The organism is Curtobacterium phoenicis, from assembly GCF_047238015.1.
Classification (GTDB): domain Bacteria; phylum Actinomycetota; class Actinomycetes; order Actinomycetales; family Microbacteriaceae; genus Curtobacterium.
Window position 1 is genome coordinate 1,773,820 of the sequence record NZ_JBDFLZ010000002.1, and the last position, 26,391, is coordinate 1,800,210.

The 26,391-nt window shown below is 71.3% G+C and carries 21 protein-coding genes; 18 read left to right on the plus strand and 3 right to left on the minus strand.

The genetic code is table 11. From position 1 onward, the window contains the following. Nucleotides 1–111 precede the first annotated feature (111 nt). The 3 genes from ABC270_RS08690 (at nucleotide 112) to ABC270_RS08700 (ending at nucleotide 3,325) form a co-directional block, all read left to right on the plus strand. A complete protein-coding gene (locus ABC270_RS08690; protein ID WP_412880415.1) occupies nucleotides 112–1,065 on the plus strand; it encodes an ROK family glucokinase in 954 nt (317 codons plus the stop codon). A gap of 52 nt (nucleotides 1,066–1,117) precedes the next feature. Continuing rightward, a complete protein-coding gene (locus tag ABC270_RS08695) occupies nucleotides 1,118–1,843 on the plus strand; it encodes a lysophospholipid acyltransferase family protein (RefSeq protein ID WP_412880416.1) in 726 nt (241 codons plus the stop codon). Between the two features lie 96 nt (nucleotides 1,844–1,939). Continuing rightward, nucleotides 1,940–3,325 (plus strand): class II 3-deoxy-7-phosphoheptulonate synthase, encoded by a 1,386-nt coding sequence (locus tag ABC270_RS08700; protein WP_412880417.1) that lies wholly within the window; start codon nucleotides 1,940–1,942, stop codon nucleotides 3,323–3,325. 390 nt (nucleotides 3,326–3,715) lie between these two features. On the opposite strand, the gene pknB is transcribed toward ABC270_RS08700, so the two are convergent. Together pknB and ABC270_RS08710 are read right to left on the minus strand one after the other, a co-directional pair. Next, nucleotides 3,716–5,797: a Stk1 family PASTA domain-containing Ser/Thr kinase gene (pknB, locus tag ABC270_RS08705; protein ID WP_412880418.1), complete on the minus strand. Its 2,082-nt coding sequence runs from the start codon at nucleotides 5,795–5,797 to the stop codon at nucleotides 3,716–3,718. Nucleotides 5,798–5,925: 128 nt separating this feature from the next. After that, on the minus strand, nucleotides 5,926–7,197 hold the full coding sequence (locus ABC270_RS08710; RefSeq protein WP_412880419.1) for a LysM peptidoglycan-binding domain-containing protein: 1,272 nt from the start codon (nucleotides 7,195–7,197) through the stop codon (nucleotides 5,926–5,928). 172 nt (nucleotides 7,198–7,369) lie between these two features. Here ABC270_RS08710 and ABC270_RS08715 point away from each other — a divergent pair, with 172 nt between their 5' ends. Beyond that, nucleotides 7,370–7,726 (plus strand): Rv2175c family DNA-binding protein, encoded by a 357-nt coding sequence (locus ABC270_RS08715; protein WP_412880420.1) that lies wholly within the window; start codon nucleotides 7,370–7,372, stop codon nucleotides 7,724–7,726. 107 nt (nucleotides 7,727–7,833) lie between these two features. Here ABC270_RS08715 and ABC270_RS08720 read toward each other — a convergent pair whose 3' ends face one another. Continuing rightward, entirely contained in the window at nucleotides 7,834–8,952 is a 1,119-nt protein-coding gene (locus tag ABC270_RS08720) for a polyprenyl synthetase family protein (RefSeq protein ID WP_412880421.1), read from the minus strand. Nucleotides 8,953–9,035: 83 nt separating this feature from the next. Between ABC270_RS08720 and ABC270_RS08725 the strand changes: the two genes are divergently transcribed. The 14 genes from ABC270_RS08725 to ftsZ all read left to right on the plus strand — a co-directional run bounded on the left by ABC270_RS08725 (nucleotide 9,036) and on the right by ftsZ (nucleotide 26,387). After that, nucleotides 9,036–9,428 (plus strand): DUF3040 domain-containing protein, encoded by a 393-nt coding sequence (locus ABC270_RS08725; RefSeq protein ID WP_412880422.1) that lies wholly within the window; start codon nucleotides 9,036–9,038, stop codon nucleotides 9,426–9,428. A 725-nt stretch (nucleotides 9,429–10,153) separates the two neighbouring features. After that, nucleotides 10,154–10,585: a division/cell wall cluster transcriptional repressor MraZ gene (mraZ, locus tag ABC270_RS08730; RefSeq protein ID WP_022904577.1), complete on the plus strand. Its 432-nt coding sequence runs from the start codon at nucleotides 10,154–10,156 to the stop codon at nucleotides 10,583–10,585. 106 nt (nucleotides 10,586–10,691) lie between these two features. Further along, nucleotides 10,692–11,666 carry a 16S rRNA (cytosine(1402)-N(4))-methyltransferase RsmH gene (gene rsmH, locus ABC270_RS08735; protein WP_412880423.1) on the plus strand — a complete coding sequence of 325 codons (975 nt, stop codon included), beginning with the start codon at nucleotides 10,692–10,694 and terminating at the stop codon, nucleotides 11,664–11,666. 1 nt (nucleotide 11,667) lies between these two features. Next, nucleotides 11,668–12,390 (plus strand): cell division protein FtsL, encoded by a 723-nt coding sequence (gene ftsL, locus ABC270_RS08740; protein WP_412880424.1) that lies wholly within the window; start codon nucleotides 11,668–11,670, stop codon nucleotides 12,388–12,390. A 118-nt stretch (nucleotides 12,391–12,508) separates the two neighbouring features. Next, nucleotides 12,509–14,278 carry a peptidoglycan D,D-transpeptidase FtsI family protein gene (locus tag ABC270_RS08745; protein WP_412880425.1) on the plus strand — a complete coding sequence of 590 codons (1,770 nt, stop codon included), beginning with the start codon at nucleotides 12,509–12,511 and terminating at the stop codon, nucleotides 14,276–14,278. A 14-nt stretch (nucleotides 14,279–14,292) separates the two neighbouring features. Continuing rightward, nucleotides 14,293–15,930, plus strand: coding sequence for a Mur ligase family protein (locus ABC270_RS08750; protein WP_412880426.1), 1,638 nt, complete (start codon nucleotides 14,293–14,295; stop codon nucleotides 15,928–15,930). Next, nucleotides 15,927–17,396 carry a UDP-N-acetylmuramoyl-tripeptide--D-alanyl-D-alanine ligase gene (locus ABC270_RS08755; RefSeq protein WP_412880427.1) on the plus strand — a complete coding sequence of 490 codons (1,470 nt, stop codon included), beginning with the start codon at nucleotides 15,927–15,929 and terminating at the stop codon, nucleotides 17,394–17,396. The genes ABC270_RS08750 and ABC270_RS08755 overlap by 4 nt, the downstream gene beginning before the upstream one ends. Beyond that, nucleotides 17,393–18,496, plus strand: a complete 1,104-nt coding sequence (gene mraY, locus ABC270_RS08760) for a phospho-N-acetylmuramoyl-pentapeptide-transferase (protein WP_412880428.1) — start codon at nucleotides 17,393–17,395, stop codon at nucleotides 18,494–18,496. Before ABC270_RS08755 ends, mraY begins: the two co-directional genes overlap by 4 nt. Further along, a complete protein-coding gene (murD, locus tag ABC270_RS08765; protein ID WP_412880429.1) occupies nucleotides 18,486–20,024 on the plus strand; it encodes a UDP-N-acetylmuramoyl-L-alanine--D-glutamate ligase in 1,539 nt (512 codons plus the stop codon). Before mraY ends, murD begins: the two co-directional genes overlap by 11 nt. Then, on the plus strand, nucleotides 19,996–21,330 hold the full coding sequence (gene ftsW / locus ABC270_RS08770; RefSeq protein ID WP_412880430.1) for a putative lipid II flippase FtsW: 1,335 nt from the start codon (nucleotides 19,996–19,998) through the stop codon (nucleotides 21,328–21,330). Before murD ends, ftsW begins: the two co-directional genes overlap by 29 nt. After that, nucleotides 21,327–22,424, plus strand: a complete 1,098-nt coding sequence (murG, locus tag ABC270_RS08775) for an undecaprenyldiphospho-muramoylpentapeptide beta-N-acetylglucosaminyltransferase (RefSeq protein WP_412880431.1) — start codon at nucleotides 21,327–21,329, stop codon at nucleotides 22,422–22,424. The genes ftsW and murG overlap by 4 nt, the downstream gene beginning before the upstream one ends. After that, the gene (murC, locus tag ABC270_RS08780) at nucleotides 22,421–23,839 is read left to right on the plus strand and encodes a UDP-N-acetylmuramate--L-alanine ligase (protein ID WP_412880432.1); all 1,419 of its coding nucleotides are present in this window, start codon (nucleotides 22,421–22,423) and stop codon (nucleotides 23,837–23,839) included. The genes murG and murC overlap by 4 nt, the downstream gene beginning before the upstream one ends. Next, a complete protein-coding gene (locus ABC270_RS08785; protein WP_412880433.1) occupies nucleotides 23,836–25,050 on the plus strand; it encodes a cell division protein FtsQ/DivIB in 1,215 nt (404 codons plus the stop codon). Before murC ends, ABC270_RS08785 begins: the two co-directional genes overlap by 4 nt. A gap of 170 nt (nucleotides 25,051–25,220) precedes the next feature. Next, on the plus strand, nucleotides 25,221–26,387 hold the full coding sequence (gene ftsZ, locus ABC270_RS08790) for a cell division protein FtsZ (protein ID WP_412880434.1): 1,167 nt from the start codon (nucleotides 25,221–25,223) through the stop codon (nucleotides 26,385–26,387). Nucleotides 26,388–26,391 lie beyond the last annotated feature (4 nt).

Sequence of the window (26,391 nt, forward strand, 5' to 3'; positions counted from 1 at the left end):
GCGCCTCATCGTCGAGGCGACACCGCCAGCATAGGGGCCGACGCACGGAGAACCCCGTGGAGCAGGCCGTGCGTTCGGTGTGGACACGGCGAACCGGTAGGCTCGTGGACCGTGCACGCCATCGGAATCGACATCGGGGGCACCAAGATCGCGGGAGCGGTCGTCTCGGAGCTCGGCGAGATCCTCGCCGAGGACCGCGTCGCCACGAACGCTGCGGACCCGGACGCCATGCTCGACGACGTCGTGACGATGGTCACGCGCCTCCGGGCCTCCCACGAGGTCAGCGCGGTGGGGGTCGCGGCGCCGGGCTTCATCGACGCGTCGCAGTCGATCGTCTACTACACGCCGAACATCCGCTGGCGGAACGAGCCCCTGCGGCAGAAGCTCCAGGAGCGCATCGGCGACCTGCACATCACCGTCGACAACGACGCCAACGCGGCCGGCTGGGCGGAGTTCCGCTTCGGCGCCGGGCGGCTCGTGTCGGACATGACCATGCTCACGATCGGCACCGGCGTGGGCGGCGCGATCGTCACCGAGGACCGCCTGTTCCGCGGCGGCTTCGGCACCGGCGGCGAGATCGGCCACCTCCGCATCGTCCCGAACGGCCTGCCCTGCGGCTGCGGCGCCCGTGGCTGCATCGAGCAGTACGGCTCGGGTCGTGCACTGCAGCGGATGGCGAACGACGTCGCGGACGCCGGCGGCATCGGTTCCGCCCTCGCGGACGCCCGCGAGCAGAACGGCGGCCACCTCGACGGCAAGATCGTCGGCGACCTGATCCTCGCGGACGACCCGGGCGCCCTCGCGGCGCTCCGTCGTCTCGGCCGACACCTCGGTGAGGCGTGCGCCTCGCTGTCGGCCGTGCTCGACCCGCAGCTGTTCGTGTTCGGCGGCGGCGTCGCGAGCGCGGGGGACCGGCTGCTCGAGCCGATCAAGCAGGCGTACCTCGGCAACCTCCCGGCGCGCGGGTACCACCCGGAGCCCGACTTCGTGATCGCCGAGCTCGTGAACGACGCGGGCGTCGTCGGCGCCGCGGACCTCGCCCGGATCCACGCCCGGACGGCGTAGGGTCGGGCACGGTCCCGTCGCCACGGATACCCGTCCCGAACTGGAGTCGATGATGACCTACTGGCTGCTGAAGAACTTCTTGCTCGGCCCGCTCATCCTCACGCTCTTCCGCCCGTGGGTCGTCGGTCGCGAGCACGTGCCCTCCAAGGGCCCGGTCATCTTCGCGTCGAACCACATCTCGTTCATCGACTCGGTGATCCTGCCGGCCGTCCTCGACCGACGCATCTCGTTCCTCGCGAAGAGCGACTACTTCACCGGCCGCGGCCTGAAGGGCTGGGCGACGAAGACGTTCTTCAACGCGATCGGCCAGCTGCCGATCGACCGCTCCGGCGGCAAGGCGTCCGAGGCTTCGCTGCACACGGGCCTGCAGGTCCTCGCCCGCGGGGAGCAGCTCGGCATCTACCCCGAGGGCACGCGCAGCCCCGACGGCAAGCTGTACCGCGGCCGCACCGGCATCGCACGGATGATCCTCGAGGGCAGGGTCATCGTCGTCCCGGTCGCCATGGTCGGCACCCGTGAGGTCCAGCAGATCGGCCAGCGGTTCCCGAAGTTCAAGCGCGTGGGCGTCGTGTTCGGCAAGCCGCTCGACTTCTCCCGGTTCCAGGGCTTCGAGACCGACCGCTTCATCCTGCGCAGCGTCACGGACGAGGTCATGCACGAGCTCGCCGGACTGAGCCGGCAGGAGTACGTCGACGTCTACGCGACGAGCGTCAAGGAACGCGCGAGCTCCGCGCGGGAGCAGGTCATGAAGGAGCGGGGCAGCGCCTCCGGACGGTAGGCTCGCAGGGTCCGGCAACCCGGCCGGACGGCGGGTCGACGACCGGACAACCGGTCGTCCGACCGGCCGTGAGCCCAGAACACCGAGGTAACGCCCTTGTTCGAGTCGACCGACTTCGTCGCCCTGCAGGATCCGGACGTCATCGAGGGGCTCGACTATTGGCGCACGCTCCCGATCAAGCAGCAGCCGACCTGGCCGGACCCCGCCGCCGCCGAGGCCGCCTCCGCCGAGATCGCCACGCTGCCGCCCCTCGTCTTCGCGGGCGAGGTCGACAAGCTCCGCGACCGACTGGCCGCGGCTGCGCAGGGCAAGGCGTTCCTGCTCCAGGGCGGTGACTGCGCGGAGACCTTCGCGGGCGCCACCGCGGACTCGATCCGCGACCGCGTCAAGACGATCCTGCAGATGGCCGTCGTCCTCACCTACGGCGCCTCGATGCCCGTCATCAAGATGGGCCGCATGGCGGGGCAGTTCGCGAAGCCGCGCTCGAGCGACTTCGAGACCCGGGGGGACGTCACGCTGCCGGCCTACCGCGGCGACATCGTCAACGGGTACGACTTCACGCCGGAGAGCCGCCAGGCCGACCCGCGTCGTCTCGTGCAGGGGTACCACACGGCTGCTTCGACGCTGAACCTCGTCCGCGCGTTCACGCAGGGCGGGTTCGCCGACCTCCGTCAGGTGCACTCGTGGAACAAGGGCTTCGCGTCGAACCCCGCGAACGCCCGGTACGAGCACCTCGCGAAGGAGATCGACCGCGCGATCCGGTTCATGGACGCCTGCGGTGCGGACTTCGACGAGCTGAAGCACGTCGAGTTCTACGCCTCGCACGAGGGGCTGCTCATGGACTACGAGCGCCCGATGACCCGGATCGACTCCCGGTCCGGGCAGGCGTACGACACCTCCGGCCACTTCATCTGGATCGGGGAGCGCACCCGCGACATCGACGGCGCGCACGTCGACTTCCTGTCCCGCGTACGGAACCCGATCGGCGTGAAGCTCGGCCCGACGACCTCGGTCGACGACATGAAGGCGCTCGTCGAGAAGCTCGACCCGAACCGCGAGCCCGGCCGCCTGACGTTCATCACGCGCATGGGCGCCGGCAAGATCCGCGATGAGCTGCCGAAGCTCCTCGAGGCCATCAAGGGCATGGACGCGAACCCGCTGTGGGTGACCGACCCGATGCACGGCAACGGTCTCACCACCCCGACCGGCTACAAGACGCGCCGGTTCGACGACGTGGTGGACGAGGTGCTCGGGTTCTTCGAGGCGCACCGCGAGGTCGGCACGTACCCGGGTGGCATGCACGTCGAGCTCACCGGCGACGACGTGACGGAGTGCCTCGGCGGCTCCGAGCACATCGACGAGGCCACGCTCGCGACCCGGTACAAGTCCCTCTGCGACCCGCGACTGAACCACATGCAGTCGCTCGAGCTGGCCTTCCTCGTCGCGGAGGAGCTCGGGGCGCACCCGCACACCGCGCGCTGAGCGCGCTCGGCGCGCGTGCGCGTGCGCGTGTTGCGCGCGCGCCGCTTGCGGCGCACCTGCCCGCGAAAGCGACAGAACCCCGCGACCCCGTCGCGGGGTTCTGTCGCTCTCGCGGGGCGTCCGGCGGCGCGCCGCGCGCTCCTGTCGCTTCCGCAGTGCGGTCGCGCCGGGTGCGCACGTGACGGCCGGGAGGCGCGGGGCGGGCTGGCACCGTGCCTCCCGGCCGTCGGGTGGTCGCGAAAGCGACAGTCTTGCGCGGAGCGGTGGCACACGTCTGTCGCTTTCGCGGAGCGGACGGCGGCCGGCAGCGCGCTTCTGTCGCTTTCGCGGGACGGTCGTCCGCGCGTCCGCGCGTCCGCGCGTCCGCGCTCCCGCGCGCCGCGCGCGGCGCTACTGCTCGTAGGCGAGGGTGATCGTGTCGCCGCGGTGCACCGTGCTGCCGGCGGGCGGGTCCGTGCTCGACACGGGGAGGGTCGCCTTCCAGTCGTAGAAGCCGCAGAGGATGTTCGTGCAGTCCGGGACGGACACCTGCAGCCCGAGGCCCTCGAGGGTGCTCGTCGCGTCGTTGATCGTCTTGCCGTGGACGTCCGGCAGCTGGATCGGCGCCGGGCCCTTCGACACGACGACGTCGATCGACGTGCCGCGCACGGCGGGGTCGTCGGTCGCCTTCGCCGAGATGATCTGTCCCTCGGGCACCTGGTCGTCGTACTTGGCGTCCTGCGTGCCGAGCTGCAGGTCGACCGCTTCGAGCGTCGAGCGGGCATCGTCCACGGTCTTGCCGACCACGTCGGGCACCTGGCCGAGCGAGACGGTGAGCGTCACGGGGCCGCGCTCGGCGTAGGTCTCGGCCTTGCCGAGGTCGACCGCCCCGGAGGCGTCACGCCCGGTCGCGGCGATGACGGTGTCCTTCGCGGCGTCCGCCGAGAACTGGTACTGCGTGTCCTGCAACTCGAAGTCGTCGTCGAGCGCAGCGGTGACGGTCGACACCGGCTGGCCGATGATCGCGGGGAGGGCGATCATGCGCGGGCCGTCGGACAGGACGAGCTGGATCGCGGTGCCCTTGCGGACCTCGCGCTTCGCGGCCGGCTTCGTCGTCGAGACCTCGCCCTTCGCGATGACGGCGTCGAACCGGTGGCCGTTCGAGGCTGCCGTCCGCAGGCCCTGGGCCTCGATGAGCTCGCGGGCCTGCGAGACGCTCTTGCCGGCGACCTCGGGGATGCGGACGTTGCCGAGCGGCCCCGGTCCGTACACCCAGCCGATCGTCCCGCCGATGAGCGCCAGCAGCACCACGACCGCGAGGACGATCCAGCCGCGCTTGCGACGCTTCGCGGACTTGTCCGCGAGCCGCTGCCCGGCCGGGGAGAGCACGCCGGGCTGTCCACCGGTGCGACGCGGACCGGGTTGGTTCCGTCCGCGCTGACGCGGAGCGGCCCCTCCCGCGGCGCCGACGGCGGCGCCACCAGCGGCGACGCCCGCCGCGCCGGCGCCCGCGCGGTCGAGGACGGTCGTGTCGTCGGAGTCGTCCTCCGGCGCCGAGCCGTACGACGCCGGGGTGTGCGAGGCCGGGCCGTCGGACGGGAGGATCGCGGTGGCGTTCTCGGGACGGAGCACCGCGGTCCGGTACTGCCCGGTCGCGCGCTGGGCACCGCCCGACATGTGGTCGAGCATCTCGCGTGCGTCGGCCGGCCGGTCGTCCGGGTTCCGCGCGGTCGCCCACGCCACGAGCTCGTCGAGCTCCGGGGGGACCCCGGGCACCGCTGCGCTCGGGCGGGGAACGGTGTCGTTCGCGTGCTGGTACGCGATCTGCATCGGCTGGTCGCCCTTGTACGGCTGCTCGCCGGTGAGCATCTCGTAGAGCATGATGCCGAGCGCGTAGATGTCGCTGCGGGAGTCGGCAGCGCCCCGCGTCACGAGCTCGGGGGAGAGGTACGCGATGGTCCCGAGCAGCGCGGCCCCGGTCGCGGTGTTCGCCGTCGTGGCACGGGCCAGGCCGAAGTCGCCGAGCTTGATCCGTCCGTCGTCGGCGAGCAGGACGTTCTCGGGCTTGAGGTCGCGGTGCACGATCCCGGCGCGGTGGGCGGACGCGAGCCCGGCGAGGACGGCGCGGAGGATGTCCGTCGCCTGCTCCGGCGTGAGGGCGTGGTGCTCCTGCAGGAGGTCCCGCAGGGTGATGCCCGGGATGTACTCCATGACGATGTAGGCGGTGTCGTCCTCGGCACCCTGGTCGTACACGCCGACGAGGTTCGGGTGCGAGAGCCGGGCGGCCGAACGGGCCTCCTGGATGAAGCGCTCCCGGAACGCCTGGTCGTCGGCGAGGTGCCCGTGCATGATCTTGATCGCGACGCGCCGCTCGAGCCGGACGTCGGTCGCGAGGTAGACCGTCGCCATGCCGCCGCGGGCGATGCGCGAGCGCACACGGTACCGTCGGTCGATCATCCGACCGATCATGGGGTCCGTGGCGTTCGTGGTCATCTGCGGCATTCTACGAATCCGGACTGCAGGAGCCCGTACTGACGCTCCGACCGTTACCCGATCTCGACCTCTGGGATGAACCGCCCTGGCCGATCGGATGAGCGATGGTCAGGAAGAGACGCCTGCGCTCAGAGCGAGGCGAGCCAGGTCTCCGCCGGGCCGGCCCACTTCGCGTACGCCTTCGGGTACGCCGACACCTGCACGGCCTGCGCGGCGTCCGTCACGCTCATCGACGCCCAACCGGGGACACCGAGCAGCCCGCGCGTCTTGCCCGGGTTCCCCGCGAAGAAGCGCTTGGCCGCGGTCGCCGGGTCCTGCAGGGAGTCGGCGCTGCCCCAGCCCTGGCTCGGCCGCTGCTGGAAGAGGCCGACCGAGTCACGGTCGCCGTGCGACAGGTTCCGGAGGCTCGACTCCTGCATCGCGGCGGCGAGGGCGACGACGAGTCCGCGCTGCGGGACGCCCAGGGACCGGCCGACGCTGACGATCGTCGCCGCGTTGCGCCACTGTTCCGCGCTGAGGACCGTGCCGGAGACCGATGCTCCGGTGGACCCGGTCGAGGTCGACACGGCGGCCGTCGCCGTGGCTCCCGGCAGCACGAGGGTCTTGCCCGCGTAGATCGTGCTCGTGTAGCTGAGACCGTTCGCGGCGAGGAGGGCCTTGACCGACACGTGGTGCGCGGCCGCGATGGACGCGATCGTGTCGCCGGAGGCGATCTTCACGTGTCCGCTGCTGCTGGCGGAGGTGGCGACCGCCGGTCGGGACGGTGCAGCAGCCGACGGGGCGCTCGGGGCCGAGGCGGAGGGCACCCGCAGGGTCTGTCCCGGGTAGATGACGCTCCGCTGCGAGAGGTTGTTCGCGCGGAGGAGTGACTGCGTCGACACGCCGATGCGGGAGGCGATGCCCGAGACGGTGTCACCCGATCGCACGTGGTAGCTGCCCGTGGCCGACGTCGTGGTCGTCCGCGCAGGAGCGGCCTGCACGGCGGGGGTGCTCGCGAGGTGGAGGGTCTGGCCCGGGTGGATGATCGTGTTCCAACCGAGGCCGTTGCGCACGAGCACCTCCTGCGCGGAGAGGCCGTAGCGGGCGGCGATCGCCGACACGGTGTCGCCCTGCCGGACGGTGTAGGTGGTCGGGGGCTTCGTGACGGCCGCGACGGTGGCCACGGTGGTCTCTGCCGGTCGCGCGACGGCGGTGGTGAAGACCGGGCCGTCGCTCTCGTTGCGGTCCTCGTCGACGTGCCGCTTGTTCGCGCCGCCCTCGTCGTCGTGTCGAGCCTGGACGTGCGCGACGGGTCCGGTCAGGCCGGCCGTCACGGCGATCGTCCCGGCGAGGACGATCGGCATGGTCGCGAACCGGGCGGATCGTGCGCGCCGGGCGGCCTCGTCTGCAGCGTTGTCCACGGTGGTCTCCTGTCCTCGGTGAGCCGTTCACGCGCGCGTGTGCGCACTCACAGGCGGCTCAACGCTGGCATGGGCTGATTCCCAAGTCAACCAGAGAGTCGGATGTTGCGCGTGTGACTCCTGGGACGAACGAGGTGCACGGTACGTCGCGTCGCTCTGGCAACATGGGCGTGTGAGTCCTGCACCCACTGACGACGCGACCCTTTCCGAGCGCTGGCTGACGGTCCCCGACCTCGTCGAGCTGTTCGGTGTGACCCCCGGCCGGATCCACCGGCTCTTCGAGCAGAGGACGCTCCTGCCCGCCCGGGTGGACGGTGTCCTCCGGGTGCCGAGCGAGTTCCTCGACGGCACCGAGCCGCTCCCCGAGCTCCGGGGCACGCTCATCGTGCTCGCCGACAACGGGTTCTCCGACGACGAGGCCGTCCGCTGGATGCTCTCCGTCGACGACGCGATCGGTGACTCGCCGATCAACGCGCTGCGCGCGGGTCGCAAGGCCGAGGTGCGCCGCATCGCGCAGTCGCTGCTGTAGCGGGGACCGCTGCTCCGGGGTGACCGCTGCTCTGGCTGCGACCCGGAGACGGCCTGGAGGCGCGGTGCGGGCCCGCACCGCGCCTCCAGGCCGTCCGGGGGTCCCGTCTACGCGACGCGGCGGGTGACCGTGTCGGCCAACGATGCGAGCTGCTCGCGCGCCGACGGCGTCAGCGGGGCCGCGTCCAACGCGGCCTTCGCCCGCTGCACGTGCCGGTCGATCGAGCGCTCGACCGCGGCCACGGCCCCCGAGTCGGTGAGGGTCGCGCGGAGCATCTGCACCTGCGCCTCGTCGAGGTCTGGGTCGCCGAGCAGTTCGTCCAGCAGCTGTCGGGGACCGGCGGGGAGCGTCTTGCGGGCACTCGCGATCAGGACGGTGCGCTTGCCCTCGCGGAGATCGTCGCCGGCGGGCTTGCCGGTGACCTCGGGGTCGCCGAAGACGCCGAGCATGTCGTCGCGGAGCTGGTACGCCACGCCGAGGGGCAGGCCGAAGGACCGGAGGCCCTCGAGCTGCGACTCGCTCGCTCCGGCGACCAGGGCACCGATGACGAGCGGCGCCTCGACCGAGTACTTCGCCGACTTGAAGACGATGACGCGCTGTGCCCGGAGGAGGTGCTCGCCCTCGTCGATCGCGGGCCACGCGGTCTCCTCGTGCACGTCGAGGTACTGCCCCGCGGTGACGTCGAGCCGCATCGCGTGGAACTCCTGACGGACGATCCGGGCGCGGGCGGGATCGAGGAGTGCGAGGCCCTCGTCGAAGACCGCGTCGCTCAGCGAGAGCAGCAGGTCGCCGAGCAGGAGCGCCGAGTTCGTGCCGTACTGCGCGCGGTCGCCCGTGAACCCGGAGTCACGGTGGAGCGCCTCGAACCGACGGTGCACCGCGGGGAGGCCTCGGCGGGTGTCCGAGCGGTCAATGATGTCGTCGTGCACGAGCGCCGCGGCGTGGAACACCTCGAGGGCCGCGGCGACGGTGACGACGGCCTCCGCCGTGGTCTGGCGGGAGCCCTCGGCGAGGGGGTCGAACGACCCGGAACGTCCGGCCACCGACTGCCATCCCCAGTAGCAGAACAGGGCCCGGAACCGCTTGCCGCCCGAGAGGAGGTCCCGCGCGTACTCGTCGAACGGAGCGAGGTCGGGGCTGATCGTGAGGAGCCGCTCCCGCTGCTCGTCGAGGGCCCGTTCGATCCGTGCGGAAACGAGGTCCACTAATCGCGTACTCTCAGCCACACTCCCTACCCTAGTGGAGTGGCCGGGACGTAGAATCGGCCGACCAAGTCCTTGCGTCGATCCCAGGAACAGAGGGAACACAGATGCCACTCTCGGAGCAAGAGCAGCGCCTCCTCGAAGAGATGGAGCGCAGCCTCTATCAGAACGACTCCGACTTCGTCGCGCGCGTCACGCGACGCCAGGGCCGTCCGACCTACACGTCGATCGCGCTCGGGGTGCTCGGTGCACTCGCGGGCGTCGCCGTGGTCATCGTCGGACTGGTCCTGCGGCAGCCGCTCATCGGCATCCTCGGGTTCGTGATCATGCTCGCCGGCGTGTTGTTCGCGCTGCGCCCGGGCATGCGGGTGCCCAAGGCGAAGCCGGGTCGGACGCCGAAGTCCGGCGGGTCGTCGGGGTCGAAGCGGTCGTCGTCGGGCGGTTCCTTCATGGACCGCATGAACGAGCGCTGGGACAAGCGCAACGAGCAGGGGCAGTAGCTCCTCCTTCCTCCACACGTCGCAACGGGGTCGGTCCTTCGGGACCGGCCCCGTTGCGTGTGTCCGCGGCGCGGGCCGTTCACTCCGAGCGCCGTCCAGCCCGAGGTTCCGCGATCCGGGCATGTCGAGCGTGCGCGCCTCGGTCTGTGGAACCTCGGCGTGCAACGCGGGGCGAGTCGTGGAACCTCGGTGGCGGGAGACGACGTGCCGCGTGCACCCGGCGTCAGCTGCCGTGGTCACGACACCCCGCGTGCACGTCGCCGAGGGGTCGTGAAGTGTCGCTCACGACGTTCCGGAGTGACCGTTCTGACCGCGCGGCGTGGAGCGCACGGGGAGTCATGACCGGCCCTCGCGGACGAAGTGGGGCCAGCGGCACGAAGTGCGACCAACGGCGCGGGGTGGAGGTGAGCCGCACGGTCGGGAGCTGTCGCGCGCGGCGCCGGGCGTGACCGTTCGGCGGACGTGAGCGGCGTGGCGGGGGTACGCCACGCCTCCGGGGCGCCACTCGGCTCCGAAAGCCCTCCACTTTCCTCCACGTCCTCCACGGCGCTCCACATCCTTGGATTCCCGGGGGTGTGGCGGGCCTGAGCGACCATCCGGGTCCAAGACGACCGCCCCAGTTGGGGGCACAGCGCCGTTCTCGGGAGCGGAAACCTGGGCAGGGGGAGGAGAGTGGAGTAAAGTGGGGCTTGCAACGGTCCGGTGGAGCGGAGGGGAGGCCCGACGTGCTGCTCGGTACCTACGCCCCGAAGCTCGACGAGAAGGGTCGCGTGATCCTCCCCGCCAAGTTCCGGGACGAGCTGTCCGGGGGGCTCGTGATGACCCGCGGGCAGGAGCGCTGCGTCGTCGTCTTCAGCGCGGACACGTTCGAGGAACTCCACGAGCGCATCCGCACTGCTCCGATGACGTCGAAGCGCACCCGGGACTACATGCGCCTGTTCCTCTCCGGAGCGAGCGCAGAGCAGCCCGACAAGCAGAACCGCGTCACGATCCCGCAGAACCTCCGCGACTACGCGGGGCTCGAACGGGACCTGACGGTCATCGGCTCCGGTGACCGTGCCGAGATCTGGTCGACCCCCGCGTGGGAGGCCTACTACGCCGAGGTCGAAGAGGGCTTCGCCGACAACGACGAGGAGGTGATCCCGGGGATCTTCTGATCCGCGGATCGGGACTCCCAGCCGTGGTGCCCTGACGTCACTTCCCCGACGTCAGGTCGCATGGATGGGGATCCGGACCCGCGGCCCGGAGGACACAGGGGCTGACATGGCCGATGCGGACGAACAGCACGAACAGCGGGAACGCTTCCCGCACACGCCGGTGATGCTCGAGCGCATCGTCGAGCTCTTCACACCGACGCTCGAGGGCCCGGGCAAGGTGGTCGTCGACGCCACGCTCGGGATGGGCGGCCACTCCGAGGGGCTGCTCGAGCGGTTCCCGGAGCTGACGCTGATCGGGCTCGACCGCGACACCGACGCCCTCGGCATCGCGGGGGAGCGGCTCGCCCGCTTCGGTGACCGCGTCCACCTCGTGCACACCGTGTACGACGGCATCGCCGACGCGATCGCGGGTGCGGGCTTCGACGAGGTCGACGGCGTCCTGTTCGACCTCGGCGTCAGTTCGCTGCAGCTCGACCGGGCCGAGCGCGGCTTCGCCTACAGCCAGGACGCCCCGCTCGACATGCGGATGGACCGGACCGAGGGACAGACCGCGGCGGACGTCCTCGCGACGTACGACGAGAGCGACCTCCGACGGATCTTCCAGCGCTACGGCGAGGAGAAGCTCGCCGGCCGGTACGCCCGGGCCATCGTCGAGCGTCGCGCCACGAAGCCCTTCGAGATGTCGGGCGACCTCGTGCAGGTGCTCCACGACGCGACCCCGGTTGCCGTCCAGCGCCAGGGGCACCCCGCGAAGCGCGTGTTCCAGGCGCTGCGCATCGAGGTGAACGCCGAGCTCAGCGTGCTCGAGCGGGCCATCCCGGCCGCGCTCGACGCGATCGCGGTCGGCGGACGGATCGTCGTCGAGTCGTACCAGTCCCTCGAGGACCGCATGGTGAAGCGCGAGCTCGCGGCACGCACCACATCGAGCGCCCCCGCGGGGCTCCCGGTCGAACTGCCGGAGCACCGCCCCACCTTCCAGCTGGTCGTCAAGGGCGCGGAACTGGCCGACGAGTCCGAGCGCGCCGCCAACCCCCGAGCCATCCCCGTGCGCCTGCGCGCGGCCGAACGGATCCGGAAGTGACATGAGCACGAACCTCGCACTCGTCGACCCCGTCGCCCCGTCCCGCGCGCCCCGACCGTCCCGCGAGGACCGGCGCGAGCGGCCCGAGCTCGTCGAGGTCGCACCGAGCCGGGCGCAGCGTCGTGCACGGCCCCGGATCGCCTACGCGATCGTGGCCGTCTCGGCACTCGGTGTCCTGCTCCTGGCGCAGCTCGGGATCAGCATGGTGCTCAGCCAGGGGGCGTACACCCTCAACTCGCTCGACGCCGAGCAGACGAAGCTCACGCGGACGCAGCAGTCGCTCTCCGAGGAACTCCGCGTGCTCGACTCGCCGCAGAACCTCGCCCGGAACGCACAGGGCCTCGGCATGATCGCGAACTCGACGCCGGTGTACCTCGACCCGGAGACCGGGCGGGTGTACGGCACGCCGACCCCGGCCAAGGCGGACCAGGCGACGGCAGCGACCCAGAACCTCGTGCCGAACTCGCTCCTGCAGGACGTGCCGCTGGTCACCAAGGGCGAGGGGACCGAGAAGGCCGCCGCGGAAGAGGGCGACACCGCGAAGGACACGACGAGCAGCGGCGGCGCCGCGAAGGACACGACGGGCAACGGCGGCGCCGCGAAGGACACGACGAGCACGGGCGACGCTGAGAAGACCGGCGGCGCCAGCGCGTCGGACGGGGCATCCCCGGAGTCGTCCGTAGAGTCCGACCCGAACCAGCTCCAGGCCCCCACCACCCGGTGACCGTGGCGCTGGTGCCCGCCACCACCGGGACCGGCACCACCGGGACCGCCACCACCGGGACCGCCACCACCGGGACCGGCACCACCGGGACCGCCACCACCGGGAAGGACCGCGCCGCGTGACCAAGACGATTCGCAACCGACGACTGCGCTACAGCGTGGTGATGATGGCCGTGATCGCCCTCGTGGCGGTGTTCGTCGTCCGGCTCGTCGACATCCAGGTGGTGCAGGCGGCCGACCTCGACAAGGCGTCGGAGGCCAAGCGGAGCATCCCGGTCACGGTGTACGGGGACCGCGGCGCGATCGTCGACCGCAACGGGGTCGAACTCGCGGACAGCGTCACCCGGTACAACATCACGACGGCTCCCCGCCTGGTGTCGACGTTCAAGGGGAAGCTCGGCGGCACGCGGGTGAAGTCCGTCAGCGTCGGCACCGCGCTGGACGCCCTCGTGAAGGCCTCCGGCGGCGACCTGAAGACCATGCGGCAGAACATCGCGGCCGACCCGGAGTCGGACTTCGCGTACCTGGTCAAGGGTCTCGACGTGAAGCACTATGAAGCCGTCACCGCCCTGCAGATCCCGTGGGTCTACGCCGAACCGCAGGCCGCCCGGGTGTACCCGACCGGAGCGACCACCGGGAACATCACCGGCTTCCTGGGCACCGACGGCGCACAGGCCGGCCTCGAGCTGGCGTACGACAAGTGCCTGGCCGGGGTGAACGGCTCGCAGACGTACGAGCGCGGTGCGGACGGCGTGCAGCTCCCCGGCTCGACCGTGACGACGAAGCAGGCCAAGGACGGTGGGACGCTCGAGACGACGATCGACAGCGACCTGCAGTACATGGCGAACCAGACGATCGCGTCCGCCGGCAAGCAGCTGCAGGCGCAGTCCGCGACGGCGACGGTCACGAACGCGAAGACCGGTGAGGTCCTCGCGATCGCGGACTGGCCGACCGTGGACCCGAACGACGTGGACGCGACCACCGACAAGGGCGCGTTCGGATCCCGCGCGATCACCGACACGTACGAGCCCGGTTCGACGATCAAGGCCGCGATCGCCGCCGCCCTCATCAACGAGGGCAAGTCGAGCCCGACGGACGGCACCACGGTCCCGTACTCGCGGAGCTTCCCGTGGGGCGGGTCGATCCACGACGCCGAGTACCACGAGACCGAGCGGCTCACCCTCACGGGCATCCTGCAGGACTCCTCGAACGTCGGCATCACCGAACTCGGAGAACGCCTGACGCAGCAGCAGCGCTACGAGTACATGAAGAAGTTCGGTCTGTTCGAGCCCGAGAGCGCCGTCGACTACCCGGGTCAGCCCGCCATGGAGTACGGCGCGTCGCCCGACTGGAGCAGCCAGACGAACATCAACTCGATGTTCGGCCAGGGCATCTCGACGACCGCGCTGCAGGTCGCCGGCATCTACCAGACGCTCGCCAACCAGGGTGTCCGGATCCCGCTGCACTTCGTCAAGGGCTGCGAGACCGCCGACGGCAAGATGATCGACGCGCCCGACGTGCAGCCGGAGCGGGTCGTGTCCACGAGCGCCGCGCAGCAGACGGTGAAGATGCTGCAGAGCGTCGTCAAGGGCGGGACACTCGTCGGCATGCAGCCGATCTCGGGCTACAACGTGGCCGCGAAGACCGGTACCGCCGAGGTCGCCGAGGGGTCGAAGGGCTACGGCAGCCAGCGCATCATCTCGGTGGCCGGAATGGCACCTGCGGAGGACCCCCAGTATGTTGTCACGGTGACGTTCACGAAGCCGCAGACGAGCAAGTTCTCGTCCGGTGCGGCTCCGGCGTTCCGAACCCTCATGTCCCAGGTGCTCGAGAAGTACCGAGTAACCCCCTCCGCGTCCGAGGCGCAGCTGTACCCGTCCACGTGGTGAGGAAGAAGGAGCACTTGTCCGCACGGATCCCCCCGGTCCTCCGACCCGAACACCCCACCCCCCGATCGGTCGCCGAACTGGCGAACGGCTTCGGGCTGCGCGTCGTCGGCTCGCTCGACGGCGTCGAGACCACGGGTGTCACCCTGAGCGCTGCCGAGGTGCAGCCCGGTGACCTGTTCGTCGGTGTGCACGGCGCGAACCGCCACGGCGCCCAGTTCGCGTCCGAGGCCGCCGAGCGCGGTGCGGTCGCGGTCCTGACCGACGCCGACGGTGTCGCGCTCGCGGAACCGTCCGGTCTGCCCGTGCTCGTGGTCGACGACCCGCGTGCGGCCCTCGGCGACGTCTCCGCATGGGTCTACCGCACGCACCCCGACGAGGCCACCGACCTCCCGCAGCTCTTCGCGACGACGGGCACGAACGGCAAGACGAGCACCTCGTACATCCTCGAGGGCATCCTCAAGCAGCTCGGTCTCGTCGCCGGGCTGAGCTCCACGGCCGAGCGGCACATCGGCTCCCTCAGCGTGACGAGCCGCCTGACCACGCCCGAGGCGAGCGAGATGCACGCGCTCCTCGCCCGCATGCGCGAGGCCGAGGTCCGTGCCGTGGCCGTCGAGGTCAGCGCACAGGCGCTCAGCCGCCACCGTGTCGACGGCATCGTGTTCGACGTCGCCGGGTTCACGAACCTGTCGCACGACCACCTCGACGACTACGCCGACATGGAGGAGTACTACCAGGCCAAGCTGCCGCTCTTCCAGCCCGAGCACGCCCGCCGTGGTGTGGTGTCGCTCGACACCGACTGGGGCCACCGCGTGGTGCAGGACTCCCGCATCCCGGTGACGACCATCACGGTGCACCCCGAGGTCGAGGCCGAGTGGCACGTCGACATCGTCGCGGCGCACGCGGCGTACACGGAGTTCCGGCTGACGGGGCCCGAGGGTCGCGAGCTGACCACCCGTGTGCCGCTCATCGGCTGGCACATGGCCGCCAACGCCGCGCTCGCGATCGTCATGCTCGTCGAGGGCGGGTTCGAGCTCGGTGCGATCGCCCAGGCGCTCGAGACGGGCCACCGTCGCTACCCGGACGAGGACGAGCGCGAGGAGCGCGGCGAGCGGACAAGCGCCATCGAGTGCTACCTCCCGGGCCGGACCGAGCGCGTCTCGGGTGAGCACGGCCCGAGCGTCTACGTCGACTTCGGGCACAGCCCCGACGCGTTCGAGAACACCCTCGCCGCCGTCCGCCAGTTCACGCCGGGCCGCGTCCTCATGCTGTTCGGTGCCGACGGCGACCGCGACACCACGAAGCGTGCGGACATGGCGCGGGTCGCCGCCGCCGGCAGCGACGTCCTGGTCATCACCGACCACCACCCGCGCTTCGAGGACGCCGCGTCGATCCGGAAGACCCTGGTCGACGCCGCACGCGAGGCCTACCCGGACCACGAGCTCTACGAGGTCAGCCCGCCGGAGGCGGCGATCCGCACGGCCGTGAGCCTGGTCGGTGAGGGGGACTCGATCCTCTGGGCCGGCCCCGGCCACCAGGACTACCGCGACATCCAGGGTGTCCGCACGCCCTACTCGGCCCGCGACGAGGCCCGCCAGGCGCTCCGCGAAGCCGGTTGGGAACCGAACAGCGGCCCGGTGGAGGAGACCCGATGATCCCCATGACCCTCGCCGAGATCGCCGCCGCGGTCGACGGCGAGCTGATCGGTGGCGCCCGGACGGACCTGGTCGTCGAGGGCTCGGTCGAGACCGACTCGCGCCTCGTCGGCCCCGGCAGCGTCTTCTTCGCCCTCCCCGGCGAGGTCACCGACGGCCGCCGCTTCGTGCCCGCCGCGACCGAGGCCGGTGCCGCGTTGATCGTCACGCCCGAGCGCGTCGAGACCACCGCGCCGCAGATCGTCGTCGCCGACGGGTACGCCGCGCTGGCTGCCCTCGCCCACGACGTCGTCGCCCGCGTGCGCGCATCGAGCGCCGACCGCGTCGACGCCGACGGCCGTCCGGCACCGCTGCGCGTCGTCGGCATCACCGGGTCGAACGGCAAGACGAGCACGAAGAACATGCTCGCGACGATCCTGTCGACCCAGGGCGAGACGATCGCGCCGAAGGGCTCGTTCAACAACCACGTCGGCGCACCGATCTCGATGCTGCGGATCACCCACGACACCCGCTTCCTCGTGGTCGAGATGGGCGCGAGCGGCAAGGGCCACATCGCCAAGCTCGTCTCGATCGCGGAGCCCGACGTCGGCGTCGTCCTCAAGGTGGGCCTCGCGCACGCCGGCGAGTTCGGCGGGATCGAGGCCACCCAGAAGGCCAAGTCCGAGATGGTCACCGACCTCCCGGAGACCGCCACGGCACTCCTCAACGTCGACGACGACCGCGTCGCAGCGATGCGCGACCTGACGCGCGCCCGCGTCGTCGGCTTCGGCACGTCGGCCGACGCCGACTACCGCATCGCGGGCATCGAGACGGACCGGACCGGGACGCGCTTCACCCTGTCAGGGCCCACCGGCGACCAGCCGGGAGGCACGGACCACCCCGCCGAGACCGCCGACGTCCGCCTCGCGATCATCGGGGAACACCACGCGATGAACGCCAGCGCGGCGCTCACGGTGGCGAACCTGTGGGGCGTCCCCCTCGCCACCGGCGCCGAGGCGCTCGCGTCGATGACGCGAGCCGAGCGCTGGCGCATGGAGATCCTCCCGGGCGGCCCGGAGGGCGTGACGATCATCAACGACGCGTACAACGCGTCGCCGGACTCGACCGCAGCCGCGCTGCGGACCCTCGCGCAGATCGTGCGACCGGGGGAGCGCGCCGTCGCCGTCCTCGGCGAGATGAGCGAGCTCGGCGAGTTCGCGACCGAAGAGCACGACCGGCTCGGCCGGCTCGTGGTCCGGCTCGGCATCGGGCAGCTCGTGGTCGTCGGCCGCGGGGCGATGCCGATCCACCAGGCCGCAACCCTCGAGGGATCGTGGGACGGCGAGTCCGTGTTCACCGAGGACGTCGACGAGGCCGTCCGCACCCTGGAGACCATGCTGCGCCCCGGCGACGTGGTCCTCGTCAAGTCCTCGAACTCCGCCGGACTGCGCTTCCTCGGAGACCGACTCGGAGGAGTCACCGAATGATCGCGCTCCTGGTCGCCGGCGCCGTGTCGCTGGTGTTCACGCTGCTGCTGACGCCGCTCTTCATCAAGCTGTTCCACCGTCTCGGGTGGGGGCAGTTCATCCGCGACGACGGCCCGCAGTCGCACCACACCAAGCGCGGCACCGCGACGATGGGCGGCATCGTCCTCATCATCGGCTCGGTGCTCGGCTACTTCGTCGGGCACCTGGTCGGCCGTGACTCGGTGACCCTGTCCGGTCTGCTCGTGCTGTTCCTCATGGTCGGTCTCGGGTTCGTCGGGTTCGTCGACGACTTCCTCAAGGTGCGGCGACAGCGGAGCCTCGGGCTCGGCGGCTGGGCCAAGGTGCTCGGCCAGGTGATCGTCGGCGTCATCTTCGCCACGGTCGCCCTCGTGGTGCCATCCGGCAACGGCAAGCCGCCGGCGTCGACGATGATCTCCGCCATCCGGGACATCCCGTGGCTCGACCTCATGGCGCTCGGCACGGTCGTCGGCACGATCCTGTTCCTGGCGTGGATCGTGCTGCTCACGGTGTCGACGTCGAACGGCGTCAACGTCGCGGACGGCCTCGACGGACTCGCGACCGGGTCGAGCATCCTCGCGATCGGCTCGTACGTCATCATCGGGTTCTGGCAGTCGAACCAGCAGTGCGGCAGCCCCCGCCTCGACGACACGACCGCGCACGCCTGCTACACCGTGTCGAACCCGCTCGACCTCGCCGTGGTCGCCGCGGCCGTCGTCGGTGGGCTGATCGGCTTCCTCTGGTACAACACGTCGCCGGCGCAGATCTTCCTCGGCGACACGGGCTCGCTCGGCCTCGGCGGCGCACTCGCGGGCCTCGCGGTCCTCAGCCGCACCGAGCTGCTGCTCGTCCTCATCGGCGGCCTGTTCTTCATCGTCACCGGTTCGGTGATCCTGCAGCGGGCGTACTTCAAGATCACGCACGGCAAGCGCATCTTCCGGATGAGTCCGCTGCACCACCACTTCGAGCTCAAGGGCTGGGCCGAGGTGACGGTCGTCGTGCGGTTCTGGATCATCGCGGGGCTGTGCGTCGTCGGCGGCGTCGGCCTGTTCTACCTGGAGTGGATCACCCGTGTCGGTTGACGCTCCTGCGACGGACCGCCTCGCCGGGCTGGACAGCTGGTACGCGGAGGGCTGGAAGGGGCTCCGGGTCGCCGTGCTCGGCCTCGGATCGACCGGCTTCTCGGTCGCGGACACCCTGGTCGAGCTCGGCAGCGAGGTCACGGTGTACGCGCCGGACGGCCCGGCCGACACGGTCGAGCTGCTCGACGTGATCGGGGCACGCTTCGAACGCACCACGCTCGACACCGTCCCCGAGGCGCTCGTCGCGCAGTCGCCGGACGTCGTCGTGGTCTCGCCCGGCCTGCCGCCGCACAACGCGTCGGTGCGCTGGTCGGTCGAGCACAGCACGGTCTGGGGCGACATCGAGCTGGCCTGGCGCGTCCGTGACAAGGTCGTCCGTGGCCCGGTCGCCGCACCGTGGGTGACCATCACGGGCACGAACGGCAAGACCACCACGACGCAGCTGACCACCGCGATGTTCGAGGCCGCCGGGCTCCGTGCGGTGTCCTGCGGCAACATCGGCGTGCCCGTGCTCGACGTCGTGCGCGACCCCGACGGCTTCGACGTCCTCGTGGTCGAGCTGTCGAGCCACCAGCTGCACTACATGGCCGACGGCGGCGACGGCGCGGTCGTGCCGCTCGCGAGCGCCTGCCTGAACATCGCGGACGACCACCTCGAGTGGCACGGGTCCGCCGAGGCCTACCGCGCAGCGAAGGCGAAGGTCTACGAGCGCACCGTCATGGCGTGCGTCTACAACACGACCGACGAGGTCACCCGGACCATGGTCGAGGGCGCCGACGTGGTGGACGGCTGCCGTGCCGTCGGCTTCACGCCCGGGGTGCCCGCGCCCGGAGACGTCGGGATCGTCGAGGACGTCCTCTGCGACCGCGCCTTCACCGAGGACCGCCGCTCCAGCGCCCTCGAGCTCGCGACCCTCGCCGACCTCGAGGAAGCGGGGCTCGCGAGTCCGCACATGACGATGAACGTCCTCGCCGCGGCCGCGCTCGCCCGGGCGGCCACCGTGCAACCCGCCGCGATCCAGCAGGCCGTGCGGGGCTTCCGCGCCGACCACCACCGGACCGAGCTCGTCGCCTCCGCGGACGGCATCACCTGGGTCGACGACTCGAAGGCGACGAACCCCCACGCTGCGACCGCGTCCCTGGCGTCGTTCGACACCGTCGTGTGGATCGTCGGCGGGCTGTTCAAGGGCGTCGACATCGACGGGCTCGTCGAGCGCTTCGGCCCCGGGGTCCGCGGGGTCGTCGTCATCGGCACCGACCGTTCGCCGGTGCTCGAGGCATTCGCGCGACACGCGCCGTCGGTCCCGGTCCTGCAGGTCGAGGCATCGGACACTGATCAGGTCATGCCCGAGGCGGTCCGGCATGCCGCATCGGTCGCGAGGCCGGGCGACACGGTCCTCCTCGCCCCGGCGGCGGCGTCGTTCGACCAGTTCGACTCGTACTCCGACCGGGGGCGTCGGTTCGCGGCGGCGGTCCACGAGCACCTGGGAGGAAACGGCGATGGCGGACCTTCCGGCGAACGGCCCTAGCGGCGCAGCGGCCCGCGGCACGACGAGCGGCGCTGCCGGCGGCGCGTCGGCCGCGCGCGGTGGATCGGCCGCGCGGGGTGTACCGAGTGCGAGCGCGTCGTCCCGCCGCCGCCCGTCCGGCGCCGTCGTCGCGGTGAAGAACGTGTTCGTCGCCGAGTCGGCGACGTTCTACACGATCCTCGGCGTCACGCTCTTCCTCGTCGTCTTCGGCGTCGTCATGGTGCTCTCGTCGTCCAGCGTCGAGCAGTACGCTGCCACGCACGACTTCTTCGGTGCCGCCTCCCGCCAGGGTCTCTACGCGGTGCTCGGCGTGCCGCTCATGCTCATCGCCAGCCGGGTGCCGGCCCGGGCGTGGCGGAAGTGGGCGATGGCCGTCCTCGGTGCGGCGCTCCTGCTGCAGTTGCTCGTCTACACGCCCCTCGGCGTCGAGATCCAGGGCAACCGGAACTGGATCTCCATCGGGTCGTTCAGTGCGCAGCCGTCGGAGGCCGTGAAGCTCGGACTCGCCCTCGCGGTGGGCGCGATCATGTACGTCAAGCGGGACAAGCTCGACAACTGGAAGGAGCTGTTCGTCCCGATCGGCATCGCCATCGTGCTGCCGCTCGGCCTCGTGCTCCTCGGCGGTGACCAGGGCACGGCGATGATCATGCTCATCCTGGTCCTCGGCGCCCTCTACGTCGGCGGCGCCCGCGCGAAGCACCTGCTCGTGGTCGTGGGCACCATCGCGGTCGTGCTGCCGTTCATCACGATGACCTCGGCGTCGCGCTCGTACCGCATCAACGCCTGGCTCTCCGGCTGCACCGACTCCAACCAGTACCAGGACCTCTGCTGGCAGCCCGTGCACGGCATGTGGGCGCTCGCGTCCGGCGGGGTCTTCGGGGTCGGGCTCGGCAACTCCAAGGCGAAGTGGTCCTGGCTGCCCGAGGCCGACAACGACTACATCTTCGCGATCATCGGCGAGGAGCTCGGCCTCATCGGCGCCGTCGTCGTGCTCGCCCTCTTCGTGGTCCTCGCGATCAGCATGATGAAGGTCATCCGCCAGAGCCGCGACCCCTTCGTCAAGACGGTCACGGGCGGCATCCTCGCCTGGATCATCGGGCAGGCGCTCGTGAACATCGCGGTGGTCCTCGGACTCCTGCCGGTGCTCGGCGTCCCGTTGCCACTCATCTCCGCGGGTGGCTCGGCGCTCATCATGACCCTCGTCGGCATCGGCGTCGTGCTCTCGTTCGCGCGGGAGCTGCCGGGCAAGCGCTCCGACGACGCCGGCATCGACGCCCGCACCACCCTGAACGGAACACTCCGGTGAGCAAGTACCTCTTCGCCGGCGGCGGGACCGCCGGCCACGTGAACCCCCTGCTCGCGGTCGCCGACCGGCTGACCGAACGCGACCCCGACGCCGAGGTGCTCGTCCTCGGCACCGCAGAGGGCCTCGAGTCCCGACTCGTCCCGATGCGCGGCTACGAACTCCTGACGATCCCGCGCCTGCCCTTCCCGCGGAAGCCGAACGCCGCGGCCCTGCGCTTCCCCGGTGCCTTCGCCCGTGCGGTCCGGCGGACCGAGGAGATCATCCGCGAGCACCGCATCGACGTCGTGCTCGGCGTCGGTGGCTACGCCGCGGCACCCGCGTACATCGCCGCCCGACGCACCGGGACGCCCATCGTCGTGCACGAGCAGAACGCCAAGCCGGGGCTCGCGAACCGTCTCGCCGCGTTCCTCACCGAGCACGTCGGCGTCACGTTCTCGAACACACGGCTCCGTCACGGCCGCGTCGTCGGCATGCCGCTCCGTCGTGAGGTCGAGTCGCTCGACCGCCGTGCGAGCCGGGCCGAGGGGCTCGCCGAGTTCGGTCTCGACGCGAACCGTCCGGTGCTGCTCGTGACCGGTGGGTCCTCTGGAGCCCGGAGCATCAACCGCACGGTGAACCGCAGCGCGGCCGCGATCGTCGGCGCCGGGTGGCAGGTGTTGCACGTCGTCGGCGCGAAGTCGGACATCGGCCCGAGCGACCTCGACGGCTACCACGTGCTGCCGTACTGCGACCGGATGGACCTCGCGTACGCCGCGAGCGACTTCGTGGTCTCGCGCTCCGGCGCGGGTATGGTGTGCGAGCTCACCGCCGTCGGGCTCCCGGCCGTGCTCGTGCCGTACCCGGTGGGCAACGGCGAGCAGCGGCACAACGCGAAGGACGTCGTGGACGCCGGGGGAGCGGTCCTCGTCGCCGACGAGGAATTCGACCAGGACTGGGTGACGTTCCAACTCCTGACGCTCCTGCAGGACCGCGCCCGCATCGCGAGCATGGCGGTCCGCGCCGCGAGCGTCGGACACCGCGACGGCGCCGACCGGATGACCGACCTCGTCCTCGACGCCGCGTCGCGCGCGGCACGCACCACGGAGGAACCATGACCATCAAGCCGGACCTGACCCAGCCGATCCCGGACGACCTCGGTGCCGTGCACTTCGTCGGCATCGGCGGCTCCGGGATGAGCGGCATCGCCCGGATGTTCCTCGCCGCCGGACACCGCGTCAGCGGCAGCGACGCACGGGAGACCGCGACCACGCAGACCATGCGCGAGCTCGGCGCCGACGTGCACATCGGTCACGACGCCGCGAACGTCGGCGACGCCGACACGATCGTCGTCACCAGCGCGCTCTGGCCGGACAACCCCGAGCTGCTCGAGGCACGGCGCCGGGGCATCCCCGTGCTGCACCGCTCCCAGGCCCTCGCGGCGCTCATCGCCGGGCAGCGGCTCGTCGCGGTCGCGGGTGCCCACGGCAAGACCACGTCGACGGGCATGATCGTCACCGCCCTCGTCGAGCTCGGTCTCGACCCGAGCTTCGTCAACGGCGGCGTGATCCAGTCCCTCGGCACGAGCTCGGCGCCCGGCTCGAGCGACCTGTTCGTCGTCGAGGCCGACGAGTCCGACGGCTCCTTCCTGCTGTACGACGTCGCCGTGGCGCTCGTCACGAACGTCGACGCCGACCACCTCGACCACTACGGCAGCGAGGAGGCGTTCACCGAGGCGTTCGTCGACTTCGCCGCGAAGGCCTCCGAGCGCCTGGTCATCTCGAGCGACGACGGCGAGGCCAAGCGCGTCACCGCGGGTGTCCGTGCCCGCCCCGACGCGCCGGAGATCGTCACGTTCGGCGAAGCTGCCGACGCCGACGTCCGCATCGAGCGCATCACCGAGTCCGCCGGCGTCGAGGTCGACTTCCGCGCCGGTGGCGAGGCACACCACCTGACCCTGCGCGTGCCCGGCCGGCACAACGCCGTGAACGCCGTCGGTGCCTTCGCGGTCCTCACCGGCCTCGGCGTCGAGCCCGCCGACGCGATCCGCGGGATCGAGGCCTTCGGCGGCACCCAGCGACGCTTCGAGCTGCACGGCGTCGAGCGCGGGGTGTCGGTGTACGACGACTACGCGCACCACCCGACCGAGGTGGCGGCGGCCCTGCGGGCGGCACGCAACGTCGTCGGTGACGGGCGGATCATCGCGATCCACCAGCCGCACCTCTACTCGCGCACGCGGCTCATGGCCGGCGACTTCGCGAAGGTGTACGAGGAGCTCGCGGACCACACCGTCGTCCTGGACGTCTACGGTGCGCGTGAGGACCCGGAGCCGGGCGTCACGGGCGCCCTCGTCCAGGAGCGCTTCGCGGACCAGTCCCGCGTGGACTTCCTGCCCGACTGGGACGAGGCCTCGGCCCGCGCGGCCGCGGTCGCGCAGGACGGTGACCTCATCATGACCCTCAGCTGCGGCGACGTGTACCGGATCATCCCGCAGGTGCTCGACGCACTGCACGAGGGAGCGCAGTCCCGGTGAAGCGTCCCGAGGGGTTCGACGAGCGTCCGGAGAAGGCCGCTCCCGACGAGGGCGCCCCGGCGCCCCGGCAACGTCGTGCCCCCCGTCCGCCGCGCCGTCCGGTCGCGCAGTCCCCAGGGGACGGCCTGGAGGCACGGATCGACCCCGCCCCGCCGGCCACCGTCCCCGGGGACGCCGGGGACCGGGCCGAAGAGCCGTCGAGCTCGCGTGATCGCGCGTCCGCCCTGGCCGGCGCGGCCGGCCGCCGCCTGGGTGCCGGGCTGTCGTCGGTCGCCGGACGCCTCCGGGAGTACGCGCCGGACGAGGACCACCCGTCCGCCGAGCGGAACACGGCCCGTCCCCGCGCGGACGACGCGGAGGAGTCGGCACACGGCGACGCGCGAGTGACCGACGTCCTCGAGACCCCGATCGGGACGAAGGTCCGCGCCGCCGAGACCGCTCGTGAGGCCCGGATCGCCAAGCGTCGCCGCCGCCTCCTCGAACGTGCCGAGGTCCGCCGGTTCACCCGCCGCAGTCGTCACCGCCGTGCCGCCTGGATCACCGCGGCCTCCATCGTCGTCGTGCTTGGCGCGTCGATCCTCGTCGCGGTGTACTCGCCGCTCATGGCGCTGCAGACGATCGAGGTCAAGGGCACGAACCGGGTGGACGACGCGGCGCTGCGACGGGCGCTGTCCGGCCAGATCGGCACGCCGCTCGCCCGGCTCGACTTCGACGAGGTGAAGCGCGACATCGCCCGGTTCCCGCTCATCGAGAGCTACGTCACGGAAGAAGCCCCACCGCACACCCTCGTCGTGACCGTCACCGAGCGCACGCCCGTGGTCGCGGTGAAGTCCGGCCGCACGTTCGACCTCGTCGACCCGGCCGGCATCGTCGTGCAGTCGGCGAAGGACCGCCCGGCGTCGATGCCCCTCGCCGACATCGGCAGCGCGGAGCTCGGGTCAACGGTGTTCCGCACCATGTCCGAGGTGGTCCTGGCGCTCCCGTCGTCGGTCCGTTCGCAGACGAAGGCGGTCAAGGCCTCCACTGCGGACGACGTCACGCTGACCCTGCAGGACGGCTCGAAGGTCGTCTGGGGGAGCCCCGACTCGTCGGACGCGAAGGCCCGGCTCCTGGCCGCGCTCGTGAAGGACCACGAGGCCCGCGACCCGGGGTCGGTCGTCGAGTACGACGTCAGCGCGCCGGACAACGGCGTGATCCGCTCGGCGAAGTAGTCCTCCGGCCCGCCCCGGGCACCGGAGTCGGGCGGAATCGGGCGACACGCGGCGTGGCGGCTGTGCCTCGTCGGGAGGGCACCCGTAGCGTCGACGCAAGCACCACACCTAGCAGCAAAAACCCTGACTTTCAAGTAGAGGTTGAGGGTTCAACCGGAGGCCGGACTGACGTGACCACGAACCACAACTACCTCGCCGTCATCAAGGTCGTCGGTGTCGGCGGCGGCGGTGTCAACGCCGTGAACCGCATGATCGAGCTCGGCCTCCGCGGCGTGGAGTTCATCGCCATCAACACCGACGCGCAAGCCCTGCTGCTCAGCGACGCCGACGTCAAGCTCGACGTCGGTCGCGAGATCACGCGCGGCCTCGGTGCCGGCGCGGACCCCGAGGTCGGCCGTCGCGCCGCCGAGGACCACGCGGAGGAGATCGAGGAGGCCCTCGCGGGTGCCGACATGGTCTTCGTCACCGCGGGCGAGGGCGGCGGGACCGGTACGGGTGGTGCTCCCGTGGTCGCCCGCATCGCGAAGTCGATCGGCGCGCTGACCATCGGTGTCGTCACGAAGCCGTTCAGCTTCGAGGGCAAGCGCCGGCAGTCCCAGGCCGAGAACGGCGTCGCGTCGCTCAAGGACGAGGTCGACACGCTCATCGTCGTGCCGAACGACCGCCTCCTCGAGATCTCCGACCGGGGCATCTCGATGGTGGAGGCCTTCGCGACCGCCGACCAGGTCCTCCTCGCCGGCGTCCAGGGCATCACCGACCTCATCACGACCCCCGGCCTCATCAACCTCGACTTCGCCGACGTCAAGTCGGTCATGCAGGGTGCCGGTTCGGCGCTCATGGGCATCGGGTCCTCGCGGGGAGCCGACCGCGCGATCAAGGCCGCCGAGCTCGCCGTCGCCAGCCCGCTGCTCGAGGCCTCGATCGACGGTGCGCACGGCGTGCTGCTCTCGATCCAGGGTGGCTCGAACCTCGGCATCTTCGAGATCAACGACGCAGCCCGCCTGGTGCAGGAGGCCGTGCACCCCGAGGCGAACATCATCTTCGGTGCGGTCATCGACGACACCCTCGGCGACGAGGTCCGCGTGACCGTCATCGCCGCGGGCTTCGACGGCGGCGAGCCGACCGCGCAGCAGAAGGAGCGCCGCTCGAGCTGGGTCGAGGCGGACGGCGGCGCGTCCGCCGGCGCCTCGGCCGGTGCCGCCGGTGCGACCGGTGCCATCGAGGACTCGTCGTCCTCCTGGGCGTCGCAGGAGCACGAGGCGCCGGCGCAGCGCGCCGCCGACCCGGCGTTCGACGACGACGACGACGAGCTCGACGTCCCCGACTTCCTGAAGTGACACT